General features: G+C 70.1%; 19 protein-coding genes and 1 riboswitch. Of the genes, 3 read left to right on the top strand and 16 right to left on the bottom strand.

Annotation, left to right across the window (positions count from 1 at the left end; genetic code table 11):
* Positions 1 to 6 precede the first annotated feature (6 nt).
* The 14 genes from cobM to ACFO8M_RS24670 form a co-directional block, all read right to left on the bottom strand.
* Positions 7 to 777, bottom strand: a complete 771-nt coding sequence (cobM, locus tag ACFO8M_RS24735; RefSeq protein ID WP_387980473.1) for a precorrin-4 C(11)-methyltransferase — start codon at positions 775 to 777, stop codon at positions 7 to 9.
* Complete coding sequence (cobI, locus tag ACFO8M_RS24730; protein WP_387980471.1) at positions 774 to 1,487, bottom strand: precorrin-2 C(20)-methyltransferase; 714 nt, start codon at positions 1,485 to 1,487, stop codon at positions 774 to 776. Before cobI ends, cobM begins: the two co-directional genes overlap by 4 nt.
* On the bottom strand, positions 1,484 to 2,836 hold the full coding sequence (locus tag ACFO8M_RS24725; protein WP_387980470.1) for a cobyrinate a,c-diamide synthase: 1,353 nt from the start codon (positions 2,834 to 2,836) through the stop codon (positions 1,484 to 1,486). The genes cobI and ACFO8M_RS24725 overlap by 4 nt, the downstream gene beginning before the upstream one ends.
* The gene (gene cobO / locus ACFO8M_RS24720; RefSeq protein WP_387980468.1) at positions 2,830 to 3,426 is read right to left on the bottom strand and encodes a cob(I)yrinic acid a,c-diamide adenosyltransferase; all 597 of its coding nucleotides are present in this window, start codon (positions 3,424 to 3,426) and stop codon (positions 2,830 to 2,832) included. Before cobO ends, ACFO8M_RS24725 begins: the two co-directional genes overlap by 7 nt.
* Positions 3,427 to 3,436: 10 nt before the next feature.
* The gene (locus ACFO8M_RS24715; RefSeq protein WP_387980466.1) at positions 3,437 to 5,569 is read right to left on the bottom strand and encodes a magnesium chelatase subunit D family protein; all 2,133 of its coding nucleotides are present in this window, start codon (positions 5,567 to 5,569) and stop codon (positions 3,437 to 3,439) included.
* A complete protein-coding gene (gene cobN / locus ACFO8M_RS24710; RefSeq protein ID WP_387980464.1) occupies positions 5,566 to 9,330 on the bottom strand; it encodes a cobaltochelatase subunit CobN in 3,765 nt (1,254 codons plus the stop codon). Before cobN ends, ACFO8M_RS24715 begins: the two co-directional genes overlap by 4 nt.
* Positions 9,327 to 10,874, bottom strand: a complete 1,548-nt coding sequence (locus ACFO8M_RS24705; protein WP_387980462.1) for a cobyric acid synthase — start codon at positions 10,872 to 10,874, stop codon at positions 9,327 to 9,329. The genes cobN and ACFO8M_RS24705 overlap by 4 nt, the downstream gene beginning before the upstream one ends.
* A complete protein-coding gene (locus ACFO8M_RS24700; RefSeq protein WP_387980460.1) occupies positions 10,871 to 11,908 on the bottom strand; it encodes a cobalamin biosynthesis protein in 1,038 nt (345 codons plus the stop codon). Before ACFO8M_RS24700 ends, ACFO8M_RS24705 begins: the two co-directional genes overlap by 4 nt.
* On the bottom strand, positions 11,905 to 12,489 hold the full coding sequence (locus ACFO8M_RS24695; protein WP_387980459.1) for a histidine phosphatase family protein: 585 nt from the start codon (positions 12,487 to 12,489) through the stop codon (positions 11,905 to 11,907). The genes ACFO8M_RS24700 and ACFO8M_RS24695 overlap by 4 nt, the downstream gene beginning before the upstream one ends.
* Positions 12,486 to 13,214: a CbtA family protein gene (locus tag ACFO8M_RS24690; protein ID WP_387980457.1), complete on the bottom strand. Its 729-nt coding sequence runs from the start codon at positions 13,212 to 13,214 to the stop codon at positions 12,486 to 12,488. The genes ACFO8M_RS24695 and ACFO8M_RS24690 overlap by 4 nt, the downstream gene beginning before the upstream one ends.
* Positions 13,214 to 13,402: a CbtB domain-containing protein gene (locus ACFO8M_RS24685; protein WP_387980456.1), complete on the bottom strand. Its 189-nt coding sequence runs from the start codon at positions 13,400 to 13,402 to the stop codon at positions 13,214 to 13,216. The genes ACFO8M_RS24690 and ACFO8M_RS24685 overlap by 1 nt, the downstream gene beginning before the upstream one ends.
* A 32-nt stretch (positions 13,403 to 13,434) precedes the next feature.
* A riboswitch (cobalamin riboswitch) is annotated at positions 13,435 to 13,650 on the bottom strand.
* A gap of 680 nt (positions 13,651 to 14,330) precedes the next feature.
* Entirely contained in the window at positions 14,331 to 15,596 is a 1,266-nt protein-coding gene (locus ACFO8M_RS24680; RefSeq protein ID WP_387980455.1) for a DUF5685 family protein, read from the bottom strand.
* A 281-nt stretch (positions 15,597 to 15,877) separates the two neighbouring features.
* A complete protein-coding gene (locus ACFO8M_RS24675; protein ID WP_387980453.1) occupies positions 15,878 to 16,045 on the bottom strand; it encodes a hypothetical protein in 168 nt (55 codons plus the stop codon).
* Entirely contained in the window at positions 16,042 to 16,479 is a 438-nt protein-coding gene (locus tag ACFO8M_RS24670; RefSeq protein ID WP_387980451.1) for a transposase family protein, read from the bottom strand. The genes ACFO8M_RS24675 and ACFO8M_RS24670 overlap by 4 nt, the downstream gene beginning before the upstream one ends.
* 101 nt (positions 16,480 to 16,580) lie before the next feature.
* Between ACFO8M_RS24670 and ACFO8M_RS24665 the strand changes: the two genes are divergently transcribed.
* Entirely contained in the window at positions 16,581 to 17,081 is a 501-nt protein-coding gene (locus tag ACFO8M_RS24665; protein ID WP_387980450.1) for a hypothetical protein, read from the top strand.
* A 191-nt stretch (positions 17,082 to 17,272) separates the two neighbouring features.
* Here ACFO8M_RS24665 and ACFO8M_RS24660 read toward each other — a convergent pair whose 3' ends face one another.
* A complete protein-coding gene (locus tag ACFO8M_RS24660) occupies positions 17,273 to 17,689 on the bottom strand; it encodes a hypothetical protein (protein ID WP_387980448.1) in 417 nt (138 codons plus the stop codon).
* Between the two features lie 192 nt (positions 17,690 to 17,881).
* Between ACFO8M_RS24660 and ACFO8M_RS24655 the strand changes: the two genes are divergently transcribed.
* Together ACFO8M_RS24655 and ppdK are read left to right on the top strand one after the other, a co-directional pair.
* The gene (locus ACFO8M_RS24655) at positions 17,882 to 18,052 is read left to right on the top strand and encodes a hypothetical protein (RefSeq protein ID WP_387980446.1); all 171 of its coding nucleotides are present in this window, start codon (positions 17,882 to 17,884) and stop codon (positions 18,050 to 18,052) included.
* A gap of 306 nt (positions 18,053 to 18,358) precedes the next feature.
* On the top strand, positions 18,359 to 21,064 hold the full coding sequence (gene ppdK, locus ACFO8M_RS24650; RefSeq protein ID WP_387980445.1) for a pyruvate, phosphate dikinase: 2,706 nt from the start codon (positions 18,359 to 18,361) through the stop codon (positions 21,062 to 21,064).
* A gap of 727 nt (positions 21,065 to 21,791) precedes the next feature.
* On the opposite strand, the gene ACFO8M_RS24645 is transcribed toward ppdK, so the two are convergent.
* Complete coding sequence (locus ACFO8M_RS24645; RefSeq protein WP_387980443.1) at positions 21,792 to 26,078, bottom strand: Ig domain-containing protein; 4,287 nt, start codon at positions 26,076 to 26,078, stop codon at positions 21,792 to 21,794.
* Positions 26,079 to 26,110 lie beyond the last annotated feature (32 nt).

The following is a 26,110-nucleotide window of genomic DNA, read 5'->3' as shown; positions in this document are numbered from 1 at the left end:
CTTCGCTCACGCCGTCCTCGCTGGACGGTGGGTATGGGCGAAGCCCGGCGAGTACAGGTGGCTGCGGGTGCCCTGGGCGCCGAGCGCGGGGCCGACGAGAACCAGGGTGTGCATGGTGACCTTCATGGCCCGGATCGTCGCGGCCAGTTCGTCGAGCCGGCAGGTCTCGATGCGCTCCTCCGGCCAGGTCACGCGGTAGCCGACCACACACGGCGTCTCGGGCGCGTACCCGCCGGCCAGCAGTTCGGCCTGGAGCCGCTTGGGCCGCGACGCCGACAGGAACAGCGCGAGCGTGGTCCCGTGGCGGGCGAACGAGGCCAGGTCCTCCCCTTCGGGCATGGGCGTGCGGGTGGCCATGCGGGTCATCACGACCGATTGGGCCACTTCGGGAATGGTGAGCTCGCGCGCGACCGCGGCTGCGGTCGCGGCCACCGAGGTCACCCCCGGGACCACCTCGATGTCCGCGTCCAGCGCGCCGACGGCCTCCAACTGCTCCTGCATCGCACCGTAGATGGACGGGTCGCCCGAATGCAGGCGGACCACGGTCAGGCCCTCGGTCGCGGCTCTGCGGTAGACGTCGAGCACGTCTTCGAGCGTCATCGTCTTCGAGTCCAGGACCTCGGCGCCGGGGCGCACGTAGTCGAGGACGTCCTCGTGGACCAGGCTGGAGGCCCACACGACGATGTTCGCCTCGCCGATGACCTTCGCGGCCCGCACGGTCAGCAGGTCGGCCGCGCCGGGGCCGGCGCCCACGAACCAGATCTTCGCGCCGCTCACGTTCGCTCCTGTCGTTCGGGGGTGACGATGACGGTCGAGAGGTAAGGGGCGGGATCGTGCGGCACCTCGGAGCGGACGTCCTCATCGGCATGGCCCAGGTGGGCGCCGAACACGGCGCGGTCCAGCGCCCCGGCCTCCTCCAGCACGGCCCTGATCTCCGGGAGCCTCCTGCCGCCCTTGTAGAGGACGACCGTGCCGCCGCCTGCGACGGCCTCGCGGATGCGACCGGTCCCGGCGGTCATCGGCATGAGCTGGAGCGGCTCGTCGTGCTCGCACAGCACCGTGCCGGTGCGCGAGGCCAGGTCCTGCATGGCCGTGATGCCCGGGATCGTCCGCACGGCGGCGTCGGGGACGAGGCGGCGGACCTCGCGGGCCAGATAGGCGAAGGTGGAGTAGACGTTCGGGTCGCCGATGGTCGCGAACGCGGCGGTGCCTCCGGCGGCGACCACGTCGGCCACCTTGTCGGCCGCCCTGGCCCAGGCGATGTCCCGGTGGTCCTTGTCGAGTTCGAACACCAGGCGGTGGATCGGCTTGTCATGCGGCACATGGTGGGCGACCACGCGCTCGGCGTAGCCGGGCTCGTCCGGGGACGAGGAGGCCGCGACCGGCACGAAGATGCGGTCGGCTCGCAGCAGGCCGTCGCGGCCCTTGACGGTGATGAGGTCGGGGTCGCCGGGTCCGGTGCCGATGCCGATGAGAGTGCCGCTCATGCCAGTTCCTCCTCGCGGTGCGCGTATGACAGTAGAAACCGTGCCATCTCCGGCGCCGCGGCCCAGGCCGTATGGAGATAACTGGCATGGACGCCGCCGCTGTTGAAACCCTCCAGCCCGTGGTCCCCGAGGTCCCAGGCCGGGCGGCTCCCCGCGCGCGGCCGCACGACGGTGCGATGGAACTCGTGGCCGCGCACCTCGAACTCCTCCGGCCCGAGCGGCCCTGACGAGGCGGCACGGGCGGTGCGGTACCCGAGGGCCAGATGATCGGTGAACTCGGCGTCAGCGGGCACCAGGCCGACCATCTTCTCGCCGTCGAGGCTGCGGCACAGGTACAGCAGGCCGCCGCACTCGGCCACGATCGGACCGCCTGACGCCGACAGCGCGCGCAGATCGTCGGCGAGACCGGTGTTGGCGGCCAGTTCCGACGCGTAGGCCTCGGGGAAACCGCCGCCGAGATAGGCCGCGACGGTCCCTTCGGGCAGGGTCTCGTCGTGCAGCGGATCGAAATCGGCGACCTCGGCCCCGGCCGCTTCGAGCAGTTCGCGGTGTTCGGTGTAGACGAAGGTGAAGGCCGGGCCGCCCGCGACGGCGACGACGGGGCGAGTCACGTCGGCAACGCCGGCGGGAGGCCGCCAGCGTTCGGCGTCGAGCGCGGGTGCGCTGCGGGCGAGGCGCAGCACCGCCTCAAGGTCGATGCCCTCATTCACCTTGTGCCCGAGCGTGTCCACGAGTTCGAGGGCTTCGGTTCGTCGTTCGGCCGCCGGAACGAGCCCCAGGTGCCGCGAAGGCGTCGCGACGCGTTCGCTGCGCCGCAGCACCCCGACCACCGGGATTCCCGACGGTGCCAGCGCCTCCCGCAGCATGGCCTCGTGCCGGTCGGACGCCACCTTGTTGAGCACCACACCGGCGATGCGGATCGACGGGTCGAAGCCGGCGAAGCCGTGGACCTCGGCGGCGACCGAACGCGACTGCGAGGCGGCGTCGACGACCAGCAGCACGGGAGCGTCGAGCAGCCTCGCGATGTGAGCGGTGGAGGCCTCGTCGGTTCCGGCCCGGCCGTCGAACAGGCCCATGACACCCTCGATCACGGCCACGTCCGCGCCCGCCGCGCCGTGCGCGAACAGGGGCGCGATCAGGTCGGGTCCGTGCATGAATGAGTCCAGGTTGCGCGGGGGCCGGCCGCTGGCCAGCGCGTGGTAGCCGGGGTCGATGAAGTCGGGGCCGACCTTGTGTCCGGAGACGCGCAGGCCCAGGCCGCGCAGGGCGGCCATGAGACCGGTGGCCACAGTGGTCTTGCCGGAGCCCGAACGGGTCCCGGCGACCACGAGGCGCGGCACGGTCACCATTCGATGCCCTTCTGGCCGCGCCAGCCCTGGTCGAGCGGGTGCTTGACCTTGGTCATCTCGGTGACGAGATCAGCGGCCTCGACGAGTTCGGCGGGAGCGTCGCGGCCGGTGATCATGACGTACTGCCAGCCGGTGCGGTTACGAAGGACCTCAACGACTTCGGCGGTGTCGACCCAGCCCCACTTCATGGGGTAGGTGAACTCGTCGAGGAGGTAGAAGCGGTAGCGTTCCTCGGCCAGGCAGCGCTTGACCTCTTCCCAGCCTTCGCGGGCGAGGTCGGCGGATTCGGCGGGGTCGCGGCTGGTCCAGGACCAGCCGTCGCCCATCTTGAACCAGTCGATGCCGCCGAGTTTCTCGGCGGCGGCCTGCTCGCCGACGCGCCACTTGCCGGACTTGACGAACTGGAAGACCGCGATGGGCCAGTCCTGGCTCCACGCGCGCATCATCATCCCGAACGCGGCGGTGGACTTCCCCTTGCCGGTGCCGGTGTGCACCATCAGGAGCGGGGTCTCGCGCTTGCGCCGCCGCGGCTGGGTGTCGGCGGTGGCGTCGGCGGTGGCGCCGTCGTATTGGCTGCGTTCGTCGGTCATCGTTTCCTTCTCAGCGTCCGGTGGCGAGGCGGATGGTGCGGGCGAGTTCGCCGGAGGCGAACCGTTCGAGTTCGACGCAGGGCGCGGCGAGGTGGCGGGCCAGTTCGGCGGCCAGGCCGGTGCGGACGAACCCGGATTCGGTGTCGACGACGAGGGCCGGGACGTCCTTGGCCGCCAGGTGGGCGGCGGCCTGTCGGGACTCGGCGACGGCGTCGGCGGTGGCGTTGGCTCGCCCGTCGGTGACGGCGACCAGGAGCGGGCGGCGGTCGGGGTCGCGGCGGGCGTGGCGTTCGATGACGTCGCACGCGTGGAGGAGCCCGGCGGCGAGCGGGGTGCGACCGCCGGTCGGGAGCACGGCCAGGCGGCGATCGGCGAGCTCGACGCCGGCGGTCGGCGGCAGCACGGTCTCGGCGTCCTTGCCGCGGAAGGTCACGAGGGAGACCAGGTCGCGTCGTTGGTAGGCGTCGAACAGGAGGGCGCGGACGGCGCCCTTGACGGCGCCCATGCGGCGGCGCGCGCCCATCGAGCCGGAGGCGTCGACGCACAGGACGATGAGGTGGCCCTGCTTGCCGGAGCGTTCGTAGTGGCGGAGGTCGGAGCGGCGGATCGTCGTCGCGCCGATCGCCGACGAGGGTCCTCTGACGCCGAACCGGACCCGATCGCGCGGTGTCGCCTCGGTCCCGGCCGCCCTCGCGCCCGGCGACATTGCGCGGCGGCCGGTCGCAGCCGCGATAAGGGTTGCCGAAACCGCCAAGTCGGCGGCGCGCGCGGTCTCACCCGACAGCAGCGGGCGGGTCCTCACCGCCGCGCCCCGGCGCGAGCGCCCTCGGCTGCGGCGCCCCGAGGCCCCGAACCGCCGCTGCGGGGCGGCCAGCAACGTCGGGGCGGCTGCGGTCTCGGCTGCGGCTTCAACCCGGCCGGACGGCGCCGGCGACCGATCGTCGGCTGGTGTCGACGGCGCCTCCCCGGCAGGCGGCCGTTCGGCGTCGTCGGACCGGGCCGGTCCGTCAGATGCCGGCGGTTGCTGTTCCGGACCGTGCGGCGGCTCAGCGGATCGGTCTCCCGGGCCGGACCCGTTCGGATCGCCATCGCCGTCATCGGGGCCCTCGTCCGGTCCGTCATCCGGGTCGTCCTGGGGCGGTTCAGGTTCGTCGTCGCCGAGGAGGCGGTCGAGTTCGTCCTCGTCGATGCCCGGGTCGTCGAACGGGCCGCGGCGCCGCCGGTGCGGCAGCGCCAGCAGGCAGGCCGCGCGCACGTCGGCGCGGGTGACCTCGGTGCGGCCGTCCCAGGCCGCCAGCGCGGCGGCGGTCCGGGCGGTGACGATGTCGGCGCGCATGCCGTCGACTCCGAAGGCCGCGCAGACCTCGGCGATCTTCAGCAGCCAGAAGTCGGCGAGCGCTACCTTCTCGAGCAGGTCGCGGGCGGCGACCAGCCGTTCGGCGAGGCGCTTCCCGTCTGCCGCGAAGCGGTCGGCGAAGGGCTCGGGGGCGGCGTCGTAGGCGAGGCGGCGGCGCACCACCTCGGCGCGCTGGTGGGCATCGAGCGGGGCGGTGACCTCGACGGTGAGGCCGAAGCGGTCGAGCAGCTGGGGTCGCAGTTCGCCCTCTTCGGGGTTCATGGTGCCCACCAGTTGGAAGCGGGCCGGGTGGCGGGCCGAGACGCCTTCGCGCTCAACGTGGTTGACGCCCATGGCGGCGGCGTCGAGGAGCGCGTCCACGAGGTGGTCGTCCAGCAGATTGACCTCGTCCACATAGAGCAGTCCGCGGTGGGCGCGGGCGAGCAGGCCGGGTTGGAAGCTGCGGACGCCGTCGCTCAGGGCCCGTTCGAGGTCGATCGATCCGATGAGCCGGTCCTCGGAGGCGCCGACCGGGAGTTCGACCAGCGGGGTCGGCCGGTGATGGACGGGCGCGTCCTCGCAGGTCGGGCACAGGTCGGCGGGCCGGTCCGGCGGGCAGTTGTAGGCGCAGCCGGCGCGGGTGGCGATGTCGGGCAGCAGGGCGGCGAGGCCGCGCACGGCGGTCGACTTGGCCGACCCCTTGGAGCCGCGGACGAGGACGCCGCCGATGCGGGGGTCGACCGCGCCGAGCAGCAGCGCGGTGGTCAGCTGCTCGGAGCCGACGAGGGCGGTGAACGGGTACGTCATTCGGGGTCTCCTCCGCGGTCCTCAACGGCGCCTTCGGCTTCCAGGTGGGCTTCGCGCAGCTGGCCGAGCAGGTCCGGATCGGGTTCGGCCCACAGTCCCCGCTGGGCGGCTTCGAGGAGCCGTTCGGTGATCCCGTGCAGGGCCCAGGGGTTGGACTCGGAGACCCATTCGCGGACCTCGTCGTCGAGGACGTAGGACTGGGCGACCTTGGCGTACTGCCAGTCCTTGACGACGTTCGCGGTGGCGTCGTAGCCGAACATGTAGTCCACTGTGGCCGCGAGTTCGAAGGCGCCCTTGTAGCCGTGGCGCTGCATGCTGGCGATCCAGCGCGGGTTGACCACGCGGGAGCGGAAGACGCGGTCGACCTCCTGGTCGAGGGTGCGGGCGACCGGGCGGGAGGGGTCGGAGGAGTCGCCGATGAAGGCCTCGGGGGCGGCCCCGGTGAGGTGGCGGATCGCGGCGATCATGCCGCCGTGCTCCTGGAAGTAGTCGTCGGAGTCGAGGATGTCGTGCTCGCGGGTGTCGGTGTTCTTGACTGCGACCTGGACGCGCTTGAGATTGGCGTGCAGGTCGGCGTGGGCCTCGACCCCGTCGAGGCCGCGGCCGTAGGCGTGGCCGGACCAGACGGTGAAGACCTCGGCGAGGTCGGCGGTGTCGCGCCAGTTGCGGGCGTCGATGAGCGGCAGCAGGCCGGCCCCGTATGCGCCCGGCTTGGCGCCGAAGACGCGCGCGGTCGAGCGCCGCCGGGCCGCGGCCTCGGGGACGCCTTCGGCCTGCAGCCGCATCTGATCGGCGAGGGCGTGGGCGCGCACGAAGTTCTGGTCGAGTGGTTCCTCCAGGGCCGCGACGGTCTCGACGGCGCGGTCGACGAGGGCGACGAGGTGCGGGAAGGCGTCGCGGAAGAACCCGGAGATGCGGACGGTGACGTCGATGCGGGGTCGGCCGAGGTCGGCGAGGTCGATGACCTCGAGGTCGACCACGCGGCGGGTCTCCTCGTGCCAGACCGGGCGGACGCCGAGCAGGGACAGGATCTCGGCGATGTCGTCGCCGTGGGTGCGCATGTTCGCGGTGCCCCACACGACGATGCCGACGGTCTCGGGCAGGACCCCGCGCCGCTCCTCATGGGTCGCGAGGAGGGCGTCGGCGAGCTTGACGCCGACTTCCCAGGACAGGCGGCTGGGCAGGCTCTTGGGGTCGACCGAGTAGAAGTTCTTGCCGGTCGGGAGCACGTCGAGGCGTCCGCGGGTGGGCGAGCCGGAGGGCCCGGCGGGCAGGTACTCGCCGTCCAGGGCCTCCAGGAGCCGGTCGATTTCGGCCGCTGAGGCGCGCACGCGTGGCACGACCTCGGTGCAGGCGAAGCGGAGGACGTCGGCCACGGACGGGGCGGGGCGGCCGAGTCGCTTCTCGACGATCCGATCGGCGGTCTCGGGGGCCCAGTCGGTCGCGGCCAGGTCCTCGACCATGGCGCCGGTGAGGTGGTCGATCCGGTCGAGCACGTCGCCTCGGGTCGCTGCAGGGCCTGGGGCCAGGCGGCTGAGATCGGCCGTGTCGGCTTCGACGCGGGCGCCACCGCCCTGGGTCAGCTCGGCCTCGTCGAAGCCGAACTCGGCGGCGACGGTGGAGCGAAGGCCGGGCGTGTCGCCTTGGGGCAGGCGCAGAATGGCCCTGACCAGGCCTCGCAGCTGCTCGCCCTCCGGTGGCGCGCCGAGGATGTGGAGCCCGTCGCGGATCTGGAGGTCCTTGATCTCGCACAGGTGGCCGTCGACGTGGGTGATGAGGTCGCCGAAGTCCTCCTCGCCGGGCATGGCCTCGACGTCGAGTTCGCGGGCGATCTCGGCTTCGACCAGCAGCTGCCAGATCTGGTCGCGGATCGCCGGGAGCTTGGTCGGGTCGAGCAGTTCGAGTTCGGCGTGCTCGTCGAGCAGCTGCTCCAGTTGCGTGAGCTCGTCGTAGGTCTCGGCGCGCATCATCGGCGGGACGAGGTGGTCGACGATGACGGCGTGGGCGCGGCGCTTGGCCTGGGTGCCCTCGCCGGGATCGTTGACGACGAACGGGTAGAACAGCGGCACGTCGGTCAGGGCCGCGTCGGTGGCGCAGGAGGCGGAGAGTCCGACACCCTTGCCGGGCAGCCATTCGAGGGTGCCGTGCTTGCCGACGTGGACGATCGCGTCCGAGCCGAAGGCGCGGGTCAGCCACCAGTAGGCGCCCAGGTATTGATGGGTCGGCGGCAGGTCGGGGCTGTGGTAGATCGCCACGGGGTCGTCGCCGAAGCCGCGCGGGGGCTGGATCGCGAGGACCACGTTGCCCATGCGGAGCGTGGCGGTCACGAGGTTGCGGCCGTCGGGGGTGAGCAGCACCTCGCCGGGCGGCGGACCCCATTGGGCCTCAACGGATTCGCGCAGGTCGTCGGGGAGGCGCTTGAACCAGGCCGCGTAGTCCTCGACGGGGAGCTTGGCGTCGGCGGCGGCCAGCTGGGCGTCGGTGAGCAGGTCGGCGTCGAAGCCGCCCCGGTCGATCAGGGCGTGGATGAGCGCGTCGGAGTCCTCCAGCAGGTGGGGGTCGACGTCGCCGAGGTCGTAGCCGGTCGCCTTCATGCGCCGCAGCAGCGCCGCGCACGAGGCTGGAGTGTCGAGGCCGACGCCGTTGCCGATGCGGCTGTGCTTGGTCGGGTAGTTCGACAGGACCAGCGCGACCCGCTTGTCCGAGCGGGGAACCCGGCGCAGGCGGGCGTGGCCGATCGCGATGCCGGCGACCCGTTCGGTGCGTTCGGGGTCGGCGGTGTAGCGGACGACCGGGCCGCCGATGCGGTCGTCGTCCTCGGTGAGTTCCTTGAAGGAGAAGGGAACGCCGATGATGCGGCCGTCGAACTCGGGCAGCGCGATCTGCATCGCCGTGTCCATTGGGGACAGACCGGCGATGCTGTCGGCCCAGGTCTCGCGGGAGCCGGTGGAGGCGAGGGCTTGGATGACCGGGACGCCGAGGCGTTGCAGTGCTTCGGCCTTCCAGGTGGGGGTGTCGGCGGCGGTGGCGCCGCCCATGGCGAGGACGGTCACGACCAGCGCGTCGGGCCGGACCCCGGCCTCGTCCATCATGGACAGCAGGCCGACGTTGCCGTCCGCGTCGGGGCGCAGCGAATAGCAGTGCAGGCCGATCGCCTGGGCCCCTTGGCCTTCGATGGCGTCGATGAGGGCGTCCACGAAGCCGGTGTTGCCGCTAATCAGGTGCGAGCGGTAGAAGACCACGCCGATGAGCGGTCGTTCGGGATCGACGGCGGCGAGCGGGTCGGTGTGGCGCGGATGGTAGGCGCCGTGGTCGGGCAGCTCCAGGGGCGGCTCGAAGCCGAGGCCGGTGAGCAGCAGCGTGTCCGAGAGGAACCGCAGGAGCTGCTCGGTGTTGTCGACGCCGCCGAGTCGCAGGTACTCGAAGGCCTGGGCGAGCGCGGCGGTCGGGGCCGTCGACAAAGCCGTGAGCTCGGCGTCCGGCGAGCCTTCCCCGGAGAGGGCCAGCAGCGGGATCCCGGCGGCGACGCATCGCTCGCGCAGCTCGTCGAAGAGGTCGGGGAAGGCCGCGCGGCCGCCCAGGAGCCGGGCGACGACGACCTCGACGTCGGCCAGCGCCGCGTCGAGCCAGTCCTCGTCGCCTCCCGCTCGGGCGGGATTGAGCGCGCGGAGCTTCGGGGCGTCTTCGGGGAGGCGGTCGACCGCGCCCGCCGCCGCGAGGATCTCGGTGTCGGCGGTGGTCAGGAACAGGATGGTGCTCAACGGTTCTCCCCAGTCCAGGCGCGCGGCGCGGGTGCGCCGCCCGGCGGTGCGACCGGCAGGTCGGCGGGTGGGCCGTCGGCCAGCAGCGTTTCGAGCGCGTTCACGTCGAGGTGGTCGGCGATCAGGTCGCCGAGTCGGTCAAGGCGCTGTTCCCGGACGGCGGCGAAGGGCCCGTCCCCGGGTTTCCAGTCGAGCCCCGCGGCGTCGGCCACGGTGGACAGGAAGGCGCGGCGGGCCTCGTCGTGTTCGAGGACGCCGTGCCAGCTGGTGCCCCACACCGGGCCGACCGCGCAGCCTTCGTCGGCGCCGTCGGCTTCGCGCAGCCAGGCCTTGCCGCCGTCCACTGTAGGCCTGCCGTGGCGGATGGAGTAGCCGCCGGCGGGCATGTCGCCGAGGCCTGGGGCGGAACCGCTGTGGATCTTGAGGGTCTTGTCCTCATGGAAGACGGTGGCGACCGGGAGCAGGCCGAGGCCGGTCGCGTTCCCTTCGCGGCTTTCGATGCCGTCGATTATGGTGCGGCCGAGCATCTGGTAGCCGCCGCACACGCCGAGGATCGGGCCGCCCACGGCGGCGCGGTCCGAGATCGCCTGGGCCAGGCCGGTTTCGCGCAGCCAGGCGAGGTCGCCGACGGTGTTCTTGGTGCCGGGCAGGATCACGAGGTCGGCGCGGCGTACGTCGGCGGTCGAGGTGGTGAACCGGACGTCGACCCCGGGTTCGGCGGCGAGGGCGTCGACGTCGGTGAAGTTGGAGATTCTCGGCAGCCGCACCACTGACACCTCCAGACTGTCGGACCCCAGCGGTGCGATGGACGGCAGGGGCCGGTCGAGGGCGAGGGAGTCCTCGGCGTCGAAGTCGAGTCCGTTCAGGTGCGGAAGGACACCGAGGCACGGACGGCCCGTGAGCTGGCGCAGCTGCTCCAGACCCGGCTCGAGGACGGCCGGGTCGCCGCGGAAGCGGTTGATGACGAAGCCCGCCACGAGAGCCTGGTCGTCCGGCTCCAGCAGGGCCAGGGTTCCGTAGAGAGAAGCGAGCGCGCCGCCCCGGTCGATGTCCGCGATGAGCACGACCGGCATGTTCGCGGCACGGGCGAGACCCATGTTGGCCAGGTCGTGCGGGCGCAGGTTGATCTCGGCCGCGCTGCCGGCGCCTTCGCAGACGACCGCGTCGAAGCGTCCCTTGAGACCGTTGAGGGCGTCGAGGACGGCCGGGAGCAGGGCGGTGCGGCGCCGGTGGTAGTCGCGGGCGCCCGCGTCGAAGGCGGGGCGGCCCATGACGACGACCTGGCTGCGGTGGTCGCCGGTGGGCTTGATGAGGATCGGGTTCATGGCGGTCTCGGGCGGGATGCCGCAGGCGGCCGCCTGGGCGGCCTGGGCGCGGCCGATCTCGCCGCCGTCGATCGTGACGGCCGCATTGAGGGCCATGTTCTGGGCCTTGAACGGGGCGACCGAGACGCCCTGGCGCTTAAGGAAGCGGCAGACGCCCGCGGTCAGGACGCTCTTGCCGACATCGGAGGCGGTGCCCGCCAACAGGATCGCGCCGCTCATGAACACCTCCGAGAGACAGTGCCGGGGGCGGCAGTGGTGCGCCCCTTCGCGCGGCGAGTGGCAGCGGCGATCGCGGTGTGCCGCGTCGAACGTCGCCCGCCCACGGCGGGTCGTCGCCACGCGATGCATGCCGCGCCGATGGCCGCCGCTGCGGAGACGGCCGCCGCGAGGCGGTTCGCACGGCGCAGGTCGGCGACCGTGGGGGCCGGGCCGTCGCCCATCGCGGGCCGGGTGTCGGTGTGGCCGGGGTAGCGGTTCTGGCCGCCGCCGAGGGTGCAGCCAAGAGCGCCGGCGAAGGCGGCCTCGACCTGGCCGGCATTGGGGCTCGGGTGCGCGTCGCCGTCGCGCCACCAGATCCGCGCGGCCTCGCGCGGGGAACCGCCGACGATCGGGGCGAGGGCGACCGCCAGCGCGGCCGCCAAGCGGGCGGGGATCCAGTTGGCGGCGTCGTCGAACCTGGCTGCGGCCCAGCCGAAGCGACGGTAGCGAGGCGACTTGTGGCCAATCATCGCGTCGAGGGTGTTGGCGGCGCGGTAGCCGGCGAGTCCGGCGGGCCCGGCCAGCGCGCCCCACCACAGCGGCGCGACGACGGCGTCGGACGTGTTCTCGGCGACCGATTCAAGGGCGGCGCGCACGAGTTCGGCCTCGTCCAGGCCCGAGGGGTCGCGGCCGCACAGTGCGGGCAGGCGGCGGCGGGCGTCGTCGAGGTCGCCGCGTTCGACGGCGGCGGCGATCCCGGCGGCCTCGCGGCGCAGCGATCGGCCGCCGATGACGGCCCAGGTCAGCGCGGCGGTCAAGGCGGCCCGGGCCCAAGGTCGTGCGGTGGCGCGGTCGGCGCCCGCTGCGAGGGCGGCGGTCCCGGCGACGAGAGCTCCGGTGTGGAGGGCTCCGGCCGGGCGGGAGTCGCGCCAGGTGCGCTGTTCGGCTTTGTCGGCGAGCTGCCCGAATCCGGCCACGGGGTGGCCGCGTTTCGGGTCGCCGAAGACGAGGTCTGCGGCGTACCCGGCGAGTATGCCGATCGCCCAGGCGCTCATCGCGGTCCTCCGGCTGCGGCGTTGAGGCGGCGGACGGTCCACACACCGCTGCGGCAGTGCAGGACGGTGACCGAGCAGGGCGCGACGTCGAGTCGCCAGAACGCCGCGTCGGGCGCGTCGAGGACGTTCGCAATGGCGGCCTTGATCGGGCCGCCGCTGGTGAACACCACCCGGTGCTCCCCCGCTTCCCCGATCGACGCCATCGCCTCCCGGACGCGCTTTCGCAGACCGCCCAGGTTCTCGCCGCCGGGCGGTGGCGACGCAGGGTCATCCAGCCAGGCTTGCAGGCGTTCAGGGTCGCGTTCGCCGATCTCGGTCAGGGTCGCGCCGGCCCAGGCGCCGAAGTCGAGTTCGGACCAGCGCGGGTCGGTCCCGTGAGCTTCGAACCCGGCCAGGTCGGCGGTGCGGCGGCACCGCGCGACCGGAGCGCTGAGCGCCTCGACAGCCGGCAGTCTGCCGTGCAGGGTCGCCGCCTCGGCCTCGCCTGCCGTGTCGAGCGGCTCGTCGAGCGGGAAGGCGTGGCGGCGCGTCGCCGCAGTCGGGGCATGGCGCACCAGCGTCAGCCGGACCACTTCGCTCACGCCGTCGCCTTCCGTGCGGCGCGGTGCCACAGCCAGGCGAAGCCGACGGCCAGTCCGAGCCACAGGATCGTCTGCGTCCCAATGGAGGCCAAGCGGAAGTCCCACAGCAGATCCGCTGGCACCTCGACCGAGTCGCCGTTGGCGGGCAGGGCGAAGAACAGCGCCGTGTAGAGCACGACCGCCGCCGCGCCGACCGCAAGCTGTCGCGGCACGTCGTCCATGCCGCGGGCCCGCAGCTTGCGCGAAGCCAGGGTCAGCAGCAGCGCCAGGCCGATCGAAACGGCCAGCGCGCCTAGGAACCACGCGGTCCGGGCGTTGACCGTGGCCGGGTCGCCGACGCCTGGCGGGTTGGGCGGGTACTTCAGGGCCGGGAACAGGCCGACGGCGGCCCAGGCGGCGAGGCCGAAGCCCAGGCCTGCGCGCCATCGGTCGCGGGAGCCCTTGGCGAGCAGGGCGAAGGCGAGCCCGAACAGGCCGCCGTAGGCGGCGCCGACCAGGGCGGTGCCGACCGGCAGCAGCGCCTGCTGCACTGGGCGGTCGACGGTGAACTCGTCGTCATGCTGATGGGCCGCGTCGGCCGATTCGTGGGCAGCGGCGTTCGCCTGCTCTTCGAGTGCGATGGCCTCCCCGAGGGGGACCTCGCCGACGAGCAGTGCGAACACTCCGGCCACGAGACCGGCCAGCAGCCCCGCCGCGAGTCCACGGCGAAGACTGTCGGTCAGCATCAGTGGCAGGGGAATCCGAGCAGGTGCCGGGCGTCGTGGAAGGCCTCGTGGAGGACCGGGAGGCCCCCGGTCAGCGTGCCCTGTTCGAACGCGACCAGGACCACCGTGGCGGTAAGGGCGAACGCCAGCAGGGCGATGCGGCCCCGTCTCAGCGCCGTTTCGGGCATAGCGGTAGTAATGGCAGTCATGTCTCGACCTCCGCGGGGATCCGCGTCCCCTCAGTCGTGACGGAAGGCTCCAGTGTTCTGGCTCCTCGGATCAACGCCGTCCGCCCGGCCTTCCCGGGTCCGAAGACCCAGTGGCCGCACTCCGTCCGGCCAGAGCCTTCGGCTCTGGGGCGGGCGACTCCCCGAATACAGTGGCGGGACCGCCGCAGAATCACACTGCGTTCCTGATTGCCTCCGTCGAATGGAATCCGAACGTACCGCACGCCTCAGGCGGTGTCCACCCCCAACCGCCACGTGAGAATCCGCCCACTGGCGATGGTGGGGTCCGCTGGGCCTCCTAGAGCGGATCTCTGGTCCAGTCAGTTTGACGCCGTGCAGTGCACTCCTCTCCGGCGAAAGCGATGACGGACAGGTGATGCCCGCAGCGCCGGTGCGCTGCGAGCCCCCGGGGCCGAGAAATCCTGGAGGCCCGCCTGATGCCCTATGTGGCCGAAGGCCCGTCGCTCGCGCAGCTCGTCCGCGTCGCGTCGGCGCGTGGGCGCGGGGACCCTGAGGGATCGTTCGCGCCTTTACATTGGCAATCTGAAGACCCCGATGTTGAAGGAGCGACTCGTGAGCAGCACCGCCACGCCGACCGACCGCCGGTTCAAGACCGCGAGCGCGGCACTGTGGATCGCGGCCGTCGCGCTCGCCGTCGCGGCGGTCGGCAAAATCGCTCTCTACGGGCAGTTCACGCGGTCGGCCGCCGACGCCTGTGACGCCGCCGTCGACTTGGAACCGATAGGCGGCTGGCAGGACTCGTCCTTCCCGTGCGAGCAGTTCGCGCCGATGATCTGGTTCCTGCCGTACTGGCTCACCATCGCGGTCTACGCGGTGTTCACAGTGCTTTTCGTGGTGGCTGCCGTCAAGGCCGCCAAGGCGAGTCCGGGGGTGCGGCGCGTGCTGGTGTTCAGCCGCAGTTGCAATTGCAGGTCTCGCAGCCACTGCCACATCCAGTGCAGCAGTCCCCACAGCCCCGATCACATCCTGTGCAGCAGACGTCGCAGTCTTTACAGCACCTGTCGCAGGTCTGGGAGCAGCAGTCGTCGCACGAGCAGTCGCAATTGCAGTCGCCGTCGCAGCGGCAGCAGTCGCGGAGGCAGCCCTCACGGTTCTGGCCGCTCCAGGAGTCCACGTATTGCTTGGCGCAGCAGATCTGGCAGGTGCAGCACACGACCATGAAACCGCACAGACCGCCCCAGAAGCCCCGGCCGGGCGTCCAACCCTTCTTGGGCGGCTGATGACCGGAGTATTCCTGTCCGGGGGGCAGGTTCTGGGGGCCGTACGGCCGCCCCGGCTCGGCGCCGGGCTGCTGATGCGAGGTGGACGCGCACACCGAACCGAAGGTCTTGGCGACCGCATGGCCGGCGTAGCGGTCCAGAAGCAGGCGGACCATGGTCGTGTCGACCAGAGAGGCGGCCTCCAAGGCCGTCTTCATATCAGTGAGCAGGCGTCGGGCAGTGCGGTGTGCTTGTTCGCGGCTGGTGCCGGTCGCGCGCAGGGGGTTCCAGGCGCCGCGTTGCGCGTCCACTTCGTAGTCCTCGGCGGCGTCGAGCAGGTGGGCGAGAGCGCCGAAGGCCTTTCCAGCCGCGCGAAAGGGATCGGCGTTGCCGGGCTGTTGGGCCAGGACCGCGGCGTGGGCGAAGAGCTCGCCGGTGGCCTCGGCGGTGGGCGCCGTGACCGCCTCCAAGGGGGTGCCGCGGACAACCTGATCCTCGACGGTCTGCTGGCGTTCGATCGCGGCGGCGATGCGGTCGACCGGCAGTCCGATCGAGCCGCCGATCAAGGTTGCCTTCGCCCGATAGCGGTCGGCGGTGCGGGCGGCCAGGCCTGCCACCCCGGGACGGGCGACCATGCCGTCACCGTCGGCGATGTGGTCGCTGAGCTTCGCCGAGGCCAGCAGCAGGGAGGCGGTTGCGGCCAGGCGAGGGCCGTCCCCGGTGGGGATGCGCTGGCGGCGCATCCCGCGCAGCGCGCACGGGCCCGCGGTGCGGCTGTCAGCGCCCGCCGTGTCTTGGGCCTCGACGAGCACCGACAGGGCGAGCGCGTCGTAGTTGGTGGTCAGGCGTGCTGCCTGTCCGGCGTCGTCGCGAAGTTCAAGGCACAGGCCGCAGAAGTGGCCCATCCAGCGGGGCAGGAGCGCTTCGGGTGTGCGGGCGGGACAAGGGGCGAGCATGCCGAACAACATGGTCTCCAAGGGGCTGGGGACGGCTGACCGGTATCCTAGTGGCCCAGCGCAACAGGGGTTTTGTGAAGTTCCTAGACTTGCTTCTAACCCGCTTGGTATGCACTGCAGGGGTTTCGGGACTAAAGCCTGTCCCGCTCAAGGTTTGGGAACGTCTGCTCCCGCTGCTGGTTGCCCTGAGATGGGCGTAGGGGCGGCGGCGTTCCCGCTGTTATGATCCCGTCGCGCCTGGCAGGAGTGGGTGCGGTGGGACGCCTGGATCTACACCATTACTACGAACGTGACCTGGGCCCGTTCCAGAACCTGTCCGACCTGCCGCAGCCCCAGCCCCAGCCCCAGCCCCAGCCCCAGCCCCAGCCCCAGCCCCAGCCCCAGCCCCAGCCCCAGCCCCAGCCCCAGCCCCAGCCGAAATCCCAGCACATCAACTGAGCCCGTTTCAAGCTGAGTGGTGTTCGTAGTTGTTGAGGACCTGGACGGCCTTGGCGATCTGGATGACCTGGTGTGGGTCACAGCGGACCTGGTCGAGGATTGACCAGGTTTTGAGCTGGGCGAACATGCGCTCGCCGGGTCCGCGGAGCCGGGCGTGGAGGCGGTTGTGGGCATCCTGCCATTCGGGCTTGTCGCGGCCTTTGATCGGCGTTGCCACCTCATGGCCGAGCCCTTCGTAGCCTTTGTCGCCCAGCGAGAACAGGCCCTGCTCGGCTAGCAGGCGCGGAATCTGCCAGATCCGGGCGGCGGCCGTGTCGTGGATCGAGCCGCGGATCGCCCCGGAGACCCACAGCAGGTTCCCGTTTGCGTCGGCGATGGCCTGCAAGGCCGCCACGCGGTTCAGGGTCAAGGTGGACAGCGGTAGCGCGGCAGGGTAGAACAACATGAGAGTTCCTGGTGGAGAGGACGGTCGAGGTAGCAATCGCCGTTCTAGCAGGAGCTCCTCCGTTGCGGAAACGCAGGACATGCCGGGATTTTGAGGCCTTCGTGATCGATAAGCTTGATGCGGCGGGAGCGCCGCCCCCTAGGACTTCTTGGCTGCGGGCGGTGTTCTCCAGAGCGGTGCTGCGGAACCTCGGGAAATGGACACTTGTCGAGTTCGCCATTGTGCCTCTGCCTTTGACAGTATTGGGTCTCTGGCCAGTTGATGGTGAGGTCGATTCGCGCAGCTTCCGGCTTCTCGCCTACGTCGCCGGTATGGGTTTCATCTATGCACTCGGGATCATTGTTATACCCAGTGCGGTCGTAGCCGTTTTGTGCTTCAGGAGCAGTTATCCGGGGATAATGCATTTCGTCCCTTATTTCGCGACGATCGCATGGTCGCTTCCGGTAATGCTGACCGTTGGAATCCTATTTGGGACGCTCCTGGTTCCTCAAGTGGTGGCAACGGTAGTGATTCATGCGCTGATGGCTCGCCACTATAAGAGGAACATTGATGATCAAATGACATTATTGGTCCTTTTCGGGCAGTGCGCCAAGTGCTTTTGACGGGGAGGAGGCTCCTGAGGCCAGGTCCTGCCAGGTCAATCCGACATCTGTTGCCCCACAATAGGACTCAAGTAGATTGAAGCAGGCTCACTAAACACGCCAAAAATCAAGGCTAAGGGCTGTCCCGGAAGTGCTCTTGGTGGGAGGTGAAGGATCAGCGAGTCGCTGAGCGTGCGGTTGGATGGGCAGGTTCAGGCGTCGGTGTGTGACCGTGCATTCTTGTCTGCCAAGACGACGGCGCAGACGTTCCACGTCATGCCTATGAGGAAGGCGACGAGCGGGACGCCTTCCAGGTACCCGAAACCGCAGAGCCCCAGTGAGCCGAGTGCGGCCACCGGCGCTAGAGCGTACAGAGCGACGGTTCGCAGGTGGAGGGCACGAGCCAGCACCGCGCCGATGATCATTGCAGTCACAGGGGCTACGAGCAATCCGACGAGCGCGGGCTCGTATCCCTCCCAGATGCTCTCGGGCTTGGAAGAGGATCCGGACGCGTTCCAGAAGGGCAGGAACACCAGGGCGATAGTCAGCGCTTGTGCTACCCAGATCCCGAGCGCGGCGCCGAACGCTGCCTTGCCGGTCCGTGTAGGGCGTTGTTCGTCTTCTGCCACAACAGAACACTACCGCGGTCAGCCGATGCCAACCGGCTCGCAGCGAGCTGCGACGGGTGTCCAGGCCTTGGTGGCGCGCGTGGGATCATGCCTGCGTGGTGGGTGTGATCAGCGCGGCGGACGAGACGATGGTGCACCTGTTCAGTGGGTTGAGTCCGCGCCTGTTCGCCAAGCTCGTCCGACAGTTTCGCCGTGTGGTCGCTGTCCGGCGCGCTGTCCGTCGGTGAGTTGCTCCTCCACGAGCTGTCGGTGCGGCCCATCGTCTACGCGGCCCTGAGCCTGACCGTGATCAGGATGGCGTCCGTGGCGATCGCGATGACCGGTACTCGCCTCCGGCCGTCGACGCTGGCGTTCATGGGCTGATTCGGCCCGCGAGGGCTCGCCTCGGTCGTCTTCATTCTGCTCGCGCTGGTAGATCTCGCGGACGGCGGCGGCAGGCTGCTCCTGGAGACCGCGACCTGGACCATCCTGCTCTCCGTGTCGCTGCACGGCCTCAGGGCGACACCGGTGGCCGCCAGGTACGGAGCGGCGCACGCCAAGGTGGGCGACGTTCCGGAGCAGGGGCCGAGCGCCGAGCCGCGAAATCGGATCTCGGTTAGCCAGACCCGCACATGACGGCCCGGCGCGGGTTCCAATGGACGGAAGCACCTGTGTCGAGGAGGACGGGCGATGACCGGAACGGACCGCAGATTCGTGTTCGCGTTTAACGAGGGCGACAAGGACCAGAGGGAACTGCTGGGAGGCAAGGGTGCCGGCCTCGCCGAGATGACCAATCTCGGCCTGCCCGTGCCGCCGGGATTCACCGTCTCGACCGAGGCGTGCCGCTACTACCTGTCCCAAGGCGAGCTGCCGCCGTCGCTGGCAGCGGAGATCGACGCGCACCTGAAACGGCTGGAGGCCGAGCGCGGCAAGCGCCTCGGCGCGGCCGAGGACCCGATGCTCGTCTCGGTGCGGTCGGGCGCGAAGTTCTCCATGCCCGGGATGATGGAGACCGTCCTCGACATCGGCCTCAACGACGCGTCGGTGGTCGGGCTCGCGAAGGCGACCGGCAGCGAGCGGTTCGCCTGGGACTCCTACCGGCGGCTGATCCAGATGTTCGGATCCACGGTGCTCGGTATCGACGCCGCCCGGTTCGGCGCCGTGCTGGATGACGCCGAGCGGGCGAACGGCGCGGCGGGCGACCTCGACCTGGATACGGACGCGCTCCGCGGTGTCGTCAAGGCGTACAAGGGGATCGTGCGCGACACGACCGGCCGCGACTTCCCACAGGAACCCCGCGAACAGCTCGACATGGCGGTCCGGGCCGTCTTCCGGTCTTGGAACACCGAGCGCGCCCGCATCTACCGCCGCCAGGAACGCATCCCCCACGACCTGGGCACCGCCGTCAACGTGATGGCGATGGTCTACGGCAACCTCGGCCCCGACTCGGGCACCGGCGTCGCGTTCACCCGCGACCCCGCCACCGGCGCGCCCGGCGTCTACGGGGACTACCTCTCCGAGGCCCAAGGCGAGGACGTCGTCGCCGGCATCCGGAGCCCCGTCCCACTCGAAGACCTCGAACAGCTCGACCCCGCCTCCTTCACGGAGCTCAGGCGCATCATGGCCATGCTGGAGGGCCATTACCGGGACCTGTGCGACATTGAGTTCACGATCGAACGCGGGAAGCTGTGGATGCTCCAGACCCGGGTCGGCAAGCGCACCGCCGCAGCCGCCTTCCGTATGGCGATCCAGTTCCTCGACGACGGTCTCATCGACGTCGGCGAGGCCCTGGCCCGGGTGACCGGCGACCAACTCGCGCAGCTGATGTTCCCGCAGTTCGATCCCGGTTTCGAAGCCAAGCCGATCGCCACGGGCGTGCCGGCCTCGCCGGGCGCGGCCGTCGGCACCGCCGTCTTCGACTCCGCCACCGCCGCGCAGACCGGAGGGAAGGTGATCCTGGTGCGGCGCGAGACCAGCCCGGACGACCTCCCCGGCATCATCGCCGCCGAAGGCATCCTCACCAGCCGCGGCGGCAAGACCTCGCACGCCGCGGTCGTCGCCCGCGGGATGGGCAAGACCTGCGTGGTCGGCGCGGACGACCTGGAGATCGACACCGATCAGCGGCGGCTCACCACCGCCGACGGTGTCGTGGTGCGCGAAGGCGACACGATCTCCATCGACGGGACCAGCGGCTGCGTCTACGCGGGAACGATCGACGTCGTGCCCTCTCCGGTCGTCGAGTACTTCGAAGGCCGCCTCGACGTCGACGAGCACCGCCGCGACCCCGTGGTCCAGGCGGTCTCCCGCATGATGATCTACGCCGACGAGCATCGGCGCCTCGGCGTCCACGCCAACGCCGACACGGCGGATGACGCGAAACGGGCCCGCCGGTTCGGGGCGGACGGCATCGGCCTGTGCCGCACCGAGCACATGTTCCTCGGAGAACGCCGCCACCACGTTGAAGCGCTCATCCTCGCCGAGACCGCGGCGGAGCGGGACAAGGTGCTCGCCGAGCTCCTGCCGATGCAGCTCGGCGACTTCGTCGGCATCTTCACCGAGATGGACGGCCTGCCGGTCACAATCCGGCTCATCGACCCGCCGCTCCACGAGTTCCTGCCCGACCTCACCGAACTGTCGGTGAAGGTTGCGCTGGCAGAAGCCCGCGGCGAGGTCGATGAGGGCGACGTCCGGCTGCTTCGGGCGGTCAAGCGCCTGCACGAGCAGAACCCGATGCTGGGACTGCGCGGAGTACGGCTCGGCCTCGTCGTACCGGGTCTGGTGGCCATGCAGGTGCGCGCGATCGCCGAGGCTGCCGCGGCGCGGATCCGGGCCGGCGACGACCCGCGCCCGGAGATCATGGTGCCGCTCATAGGCGGCACCGAGGAGTTCGAACTGATGCGCGAAGAGATCGAACGCGTCCTCCACGACGTCGCGGAGGCGACCGGGATCGAGGTCCGCGCCAAGATCGGCACGATGATCGAACTGCCGAGGGCCGCGCTCACCGCCGGGCGCATCTCCCGGCACGCCGAGTTCTTCTCGTTCGGCACCAACGACCTGACTCAGACCACCTGGGGCTTCTCGCGCGACGACGTCGAAGGCTCGTTCTTCCCGGCATACCTCGAGAAGGGCATCTTCGTGACCTCGCCGTTCGAATCCCTCGACGAGGAGGGCGTCGGGCGACTGGTGTCGATCGCGGTCGAGGAGGGCCGCGCCGCTCGCGAGAACCTCCTGATCGGGGTGTGCGGTGAACACGGCGGCGACCCGTCATCGGTCCACTTCTTCGACCGGATCGGGCTCGACTACGTGTCGTGCTCCCCGTTCCGGGTCCCGATCGCGAGGCTCGAGGCCGGCCGGGCCGCGGTCCTGACGACGTCGGACGACGGCGACTCGCGCTGACCGGCCCGACCGTTGCCCGCGGCGCGAGCCGCGGGGCTCCAGCCGCGTCATTGCAGGTAGCACCAGCGACTCAAGAGGCTCCTCAGAGAGCCCCTGGGTGAGTTCCGTTGCGCGGCAATGAAGAAGCTCCTGGTACAACGACAGTCGCCAAACACATTGGCTCCCAGGAGCTTCCATGCTGCTGTACCAGGTGGCCCTGCCGTTGTCGAGCTCGGTCCACGACACCAAAGCGGCCCGGATCTGGCAACTGCCGTGGCTACTTCGCGAGCACGGCCTGTTCGCTCTGGGCGACAAGGCCTACCAGGGCCTGGATCACGAACTGGTGGTCACGCCCTACAAGGGCCGGAACAAACCGGAGCACCAGAAGGACTACAACCGCCTCCTCGCCCGCCTTCGCGGGGCCCGGCGAGCGCGTCTTCGCGGAACCAAGAACGTGGCGGGCGCTGCGAAAACAGCGCTGCGACCCCGACCGAGCCGCCCAGATCGTGCGAGCGGTCGCTGCGCTGAGCCACCAAGAGCACCAATCAGGTCGAGAAAGACTCCCCCACCCGGCTCAGTGCTCCCGAAGACATCAGCCAGGAAGGCAGAAGGTGATCGGCCACCTCCCGCTGCGTGAGTAGACCGCGCTCGAGCCGGATCACGTCTCGAACGAGTCGTGAAAGGGTTCGCTTTCAGATCGTGTAAGAGCCCGGGCGCCGCAGCGCCCGGGCTCTCATTTCAGGGGTGGTCAGGACTCGACGAGTGCGTCGAGCGCGTCGGCGAGCGCGTCGGCGGCGGTGTCCACCTCCTCCTGGGTGGCGCCCTTGTCGTCGGAGACGGTTCGGGCGTTGTCGCGGGCGGTGGTGAATACGGCCCAGGAGTCGGCCGTCCAGTCGGCCGGGTTCAGCGCCTCGGTCTCTGACAGGTAGAGGTCGAGGCCGGTCTTGTCGATTGCGTGTACCAGGAACTGGATTTCGGCGAAGTTGGTGAAGCCGTCGGCCCCGCTGACGCGCAGCGCCTCGTACCGCACCGCCTCGGCCAGGTTCACCGTGTTCCAGCCCGCAACGGCGGTGCCGGTGCTGGCGAAGGTCGTCCAGGTCGCGCCGCCGTCGTTGGAACCCTGGAGGTCAACGTTGTCGGCGCGGACGGTCAGCCCCGAACGCGGGTAGTACTTGACGGCCTCGACCGTGAAGGCGGTGCCGTCGGTCGGGATGACCGAGACCCAGCCGTCCTTCGTCTTGGTGTCGGTGAACGTGCTGGTGTTCCCGTCGAACATGGCCCAGCCGTTGGCGGCCGCGTCCCGCTTGCCGTCCCAGGACACCGAACTGGCCGTCACCCAAGACGGGTCGAGGGTCGCGGCGATCCGGGTCGCCGACGGTTCGAGCAGGTCCCAGGCGTCCAGGAGCCGCAGCGCGAGCACCGTCTCGTCCGCACCGTCCTCGGCCGCGGCGGCTTTGACGGCCTCAAGCTCACGGGTGAACAGGATCGCCGAAGCACGCGAGTAAGCGGTCAGGTCGACCGCCTCGGCGCGGTCGATGACCGGGTCGAGGTCGAGGTGAAGGTCGCCGAAGATGCGCAACTCGGCGATGTCGATGTAGGTGCTGTTGCTGACGCGCAGGTAGCGGTAGTTTCCGGTGTCGGTCGCATCCAGGTTCTGCCACGACATGGTCTTGAACGGCTGCTCGGCGATGGTCGTCCAGTGATCAAGGTCGTCAGAGCCCTGGAAGACCAGATCGGGCATGCGGACCATGCCGTTGTTGTTCTGCGCGGCAAGGTAGTCGATCCGGTCCAGAGCGACGCTCGAGCCGGCCCCGAAGTCCCAGATCAGGTGGAACTGCCCGTCCACTGCGGGCACACTGCTCTGTGTGGAGGCGCTGCCGTCCAGCATGAGCGAGGCCTGAGCGGACTTCGCCGTATCGGCCTCACCGGAGGCCCCTACGACCTGGAAATGGGCGAAGTCGATCAGGTTCGACTCATCGGCCCCGTAGACGTGAGTGCCGTCGGTGGTTCCGTGGATCGTCTCGGCAATCTGGCCCTTCGTGGTGGTGTGATCGATCGCGATGTCGAGCGGTCCTCCGCCATCGAGCGCGCCGAGCGCTCCGGTCGCAGTCCATGACAGGCCGTCTTCACTGGTCGCCGGCAGCGTCTGGCCGCCCACGGTCACTTCGACGTCCGAGATCGCGGTGGGGCTGGAGAAGGCGACCGTGACGTCGTCGCCCTCGGTGACGCGGCTCGCGAGCGCGTCCGGGGAGGACACCGACACGGTGTCGATGTCGCCCTTGACCTCGGAGCGGACGCCGTCGATGCGGAAACGCTGGAAGCACCACAGGCCCGGATAGGCCGGGTCGGTCGCGATGCCAGGGTTGTCGACCTGGAGCTTCAGGTAGCGGTATTGCTCTCCCTGGTGCTCCTCGACGACGCCGATGGTGTCCCACTCGTTGGTGTTCTCGGTGTCGCGCTCGGTCAGGAGGTCCCAGGTGATGCCGTCCTTCGAGCCGTACACATTGGTGCCCTCCATCCGGTTCCCGAACGTGAAGTTGGCCAGAAAACCGAAGGAGTCGGCGGCGACCCGGTACTGGGGTCCGAAGTCGAGCACGAACGAGGCCACGAGCAGGTTCGGAATGCCTCCGTCGCTGCCCTCGCTGGCAAGGAGGTTCACCGCTGCGGGCGAGATCACGGTCGGAGTGACCACACCGTCGCTGAAGTCGAGCGTGCCGTCCTCCAAGTGCGGGTTGAGCAGCCGCAGCGCCTTGACTGCGGCGAGCAGCTCGGTGAGCGCCGCCTCGAACGCTTCCTGGGGGGCGTCCTTGGGCACGTTCTTGGCCTCGCGGAGCGCCGCGAGGAACGGCTCGTGCGTGACCGTCGTGTACACCGCGAAGCTCTGAGTGCCGTCCGCGAGGACCGCTTCGATGGTCTTCTCGCGGTTCTTGGAGGCCACCAGTTCGAAGGTGCGGGCGGCCACGGTCTGGCCGTCGTCGGCGATGACCTGGACCTCGTAGCGGCCGGTCTGGCCGTCATCGGGTTTCCAGTTCAGTTCGCCGGTCGCGGCGTCGAGCGATGCTCCTTCGGGCAGCCCGGCGGCACTGTAGGCGACGTTCCCGCCGGTGTCGACGGCGGAGAGGTCGATTGACTTCTCGTTCCGCTCGGTGAAATAGAACCGGTCGTCGGCCTGCTCGAACTGCGGTGCGGTCAGGTCCTTCGCTCCGGTGAGGATCACGCTGTGCAGGTCGACGGTGGTGCCATCGGCGCCCTTGAGGCGATAGAACTGGACGTTCTGACCGCCGGCCGGGTAGGCCGCGTAACGCCATTCGCCGCCCGTGTCCGGCAGCTCCATCGATGGCACGATCGGGTCGAAGTCGTACTCGTCCGGGTTGATCCCCGAGGGGTCCTCCTTCTGGAGGACTTCGAGACTCGCGGGCCCGTCACTGCGGTACTTCAGACCCAGCAAGGTCTGCCCGCCCCACATCACGCGGCTGATGACGCTGGTCGTGCCGGTCTCGGAGAGCGAGGCGCGCGCGAACGTGGCGCCGTCCTCGGTCACCATCTCGGTGCCGTCGTCGAGCAGCAGTCCGGCCTTCTCGAAGGTCAGCGCCGCGTTCTCGGGCAGCGGCTTCGGGGCGGTCCCGGCCAGCTCCTCAGGGAACGCGACCCAGTACTCGGGGTTCTTGTCGCCGGCGGCCCAGAAGTTCGCGACGCCGGTCCCGGAATAGAAGTAGGGGCCGTCCATACGGGACGAGAGCTCGGCAACCCACGGGGCCTCAGACTCCACATCCACGCCGCGCTCGTACTGGTACTCGTAGTACAGCTCGTTGACGGGGTTGAACATGCGGCCCCGGTAAGCCTCGGAGACGCTGCCGTTCCAGCCCTCGCCGCGCTCGTCCACCCAGGGGATCCGCGATCCCAGCATGAACCCGAAGAACTGGTTCGCGCCGTCGAGGAGGCGCTGGTCCAGGAAGTCATAGGCGCTCACCGCATCCGAAGCGGTCGAGACGGTCCCGGCGTCGGGGTCGACTTCGGTGCCTTGAACTTCGAGCATGCGGGCCAGGCCGGCGAAGTTGTCGATGTTGCACTCGCCGTGAGCCTGGTCCCGGCCCATCTCCCTGACCTGCACGAAGTCGTACCCGTAGGGGTTCGCCGGGTCGTCGGCCTCGATGTAGGGCATCTGCGGCGCCATCGCGCCGTTGTCGTAGCCGTCGTAGGTCGAGTTCACGGTCGTCCACTCGACGCCCTTGGCGTAGCCCTCGGCATCGTCGGCGTAGATCGCCGTCGCGATGCGACCGAACAGGCCGAAGTTGTGCTGGTTCATCCACTTCCGGTTGGAGAAGTTGAAGACTTCGACGATCGGGTTCGCATAGTTGTTCAGCAGGTTCGCATCGTCCTGGTCGCTCCACACCACGTCGTACCCGTTGTAGGTCCCGGGGGTGTCGTCGGCCAGCGGTTCGGTCGCACGGATGATCTCGGCGGCCATCAAGTGCTGATACAGCGGATGCCCGGTGTGGATGTGCGCGTCAGGGAAGTACGCGTACCCGTCCGGGTTCATGTCGGCCCACGCGCGCAGCGACTGCACCGCGTTGCGCCGGTACACCTCGTTGCCGGTCATGACCCACATCAGCGACTGGGTCAGCGAACCGAAGGAGTCGTTGCGCTGGCGGGTGCGCATGCCGCCATGCACATAGGTGTCGGTGAGCGCCTGATCCGGCGCGGCGGCCGACTTCGAGTTCGAGGCCCGGTACCCGGTGCCGGCAAAACCGGTGTCCGCCATGGCCTCGAAGTAGGAGGCCCACGGTTCCTGACCGGAGCGGACCATCTCCTGCGCGGTGCGCAGGTCGTCGGCCGACAGGCCCACGCCGGGGTGGACGAACCCGGCGTCGGAGACGGTCTCGTTGATCACCACGACGTTGCCGGTGATGAGGTCCTCGTAGTTCGCGGCCTGGGCGACCTGGGGAGGCGCGGCGAGCATCGCCACACCTGTGGCGACCACTGCGATCAGCGCCCCAAGGCGTCTCGGTCGCGGTATCGCGACACTGTCTTTCAAGGGAAGTTCCTTTCGGTGAAGGGCGGGCGGTC

The organism is Glycomyces rhizosphaerae (genome assembly GCF_042647865.1).
In the GTDB taxonomy this organism is placed as follows: domain Bacteria; phylum Actinomycetota; class Actinomycetes; order Mycobacteriales; family Micromonosporaceae; genus Glycomyces; species Glycomyces rhizosphaerae.
Note: the sequence above shows the minus strand (reverse complement) of the source record. Positions and strands in the feature narration are given on the sequence as shown.

Bases quoted from the DNA above. Each gene is read 5' to 3' on its own strand.
- cobI (WP_387980471.1), bottom strand. From the start codon at position 1,487: ATGAGCGGCACTCTCATCGGCATCGGCACCGGACCCGGCGACCCCGAC.
- ACFO8M_RS24725 (WP_387980470.1), bottom strand. From the start codon at position 2,836: ATGGTGACCGTGCCGCGCCTCGTGGTCGCCGGGACCCGTTCGGGCTCC.
- cobO (WP_387980468.1), bottom strand. From the start codon at position 3,426: ATGACCGACGAACGCAGCCAATACGACGGCGCCACCGCCGACGCCACC.
- ACFO8M_RS24715 (WP_387980466.1), bottom strand. From the start codon at position 5,569: ATGACGTACCCGTTCACCGCCCTCGTCGGCTCCGAGCAGCTGACCACC.
- ACFO8M_RS24705 (WP_387980462.1), bottom strand. From the start codon at position 10,874: ATGAGCGGCGCGATCCTGTTGGCGGGCACCGCCTCCGATGTCGGCAAG.
- ACFO8M_RS24700 (WP_387980460.1), bottom strand. From the start codon at position 11,908: ATGAGCGCCTGGGCGATCGGCATACTCGCCGGGTACGCCGCAGACCTC.
- ACFO8M_RS24690 (WP_387980457.1), bottom strand. From the start codon at position 13,214: ATGCTGACCGACAGTCTTCGCCGTGGACTCGCGGCGGGGCTGCTGGCC.
- ACFO8M_RS24685 (WP_387980456.1), bottom strand. From the start codon at position 13,402: ATGACTGCCATTACTACCGCTATGCCCGAAACGGCGCTGAGACGGGGC.
- ACFO8M_RS24680 (WP_387980455.1), bottom strand. From the start codon at position 15,596: ATGCTCGCCCCTTGTCCCGCCCGCACACCCGAAGCGCTCCTGCCCCGC.
- ACFO8M_RS24670 (WP_387980451.1), bottom strand. From the start codon at position 16,479: ATGTTGTTCTACCCTGCCGCGCTACCGCTGTCCACCTTGACCCTGAAC.
- ppdK (WP_387980445.1), top strand. From the start codon at position 18,359: ATGACCGGAACGGACCGCAGATTCGTGTTCGCGTTTAACGAGGGCGAC.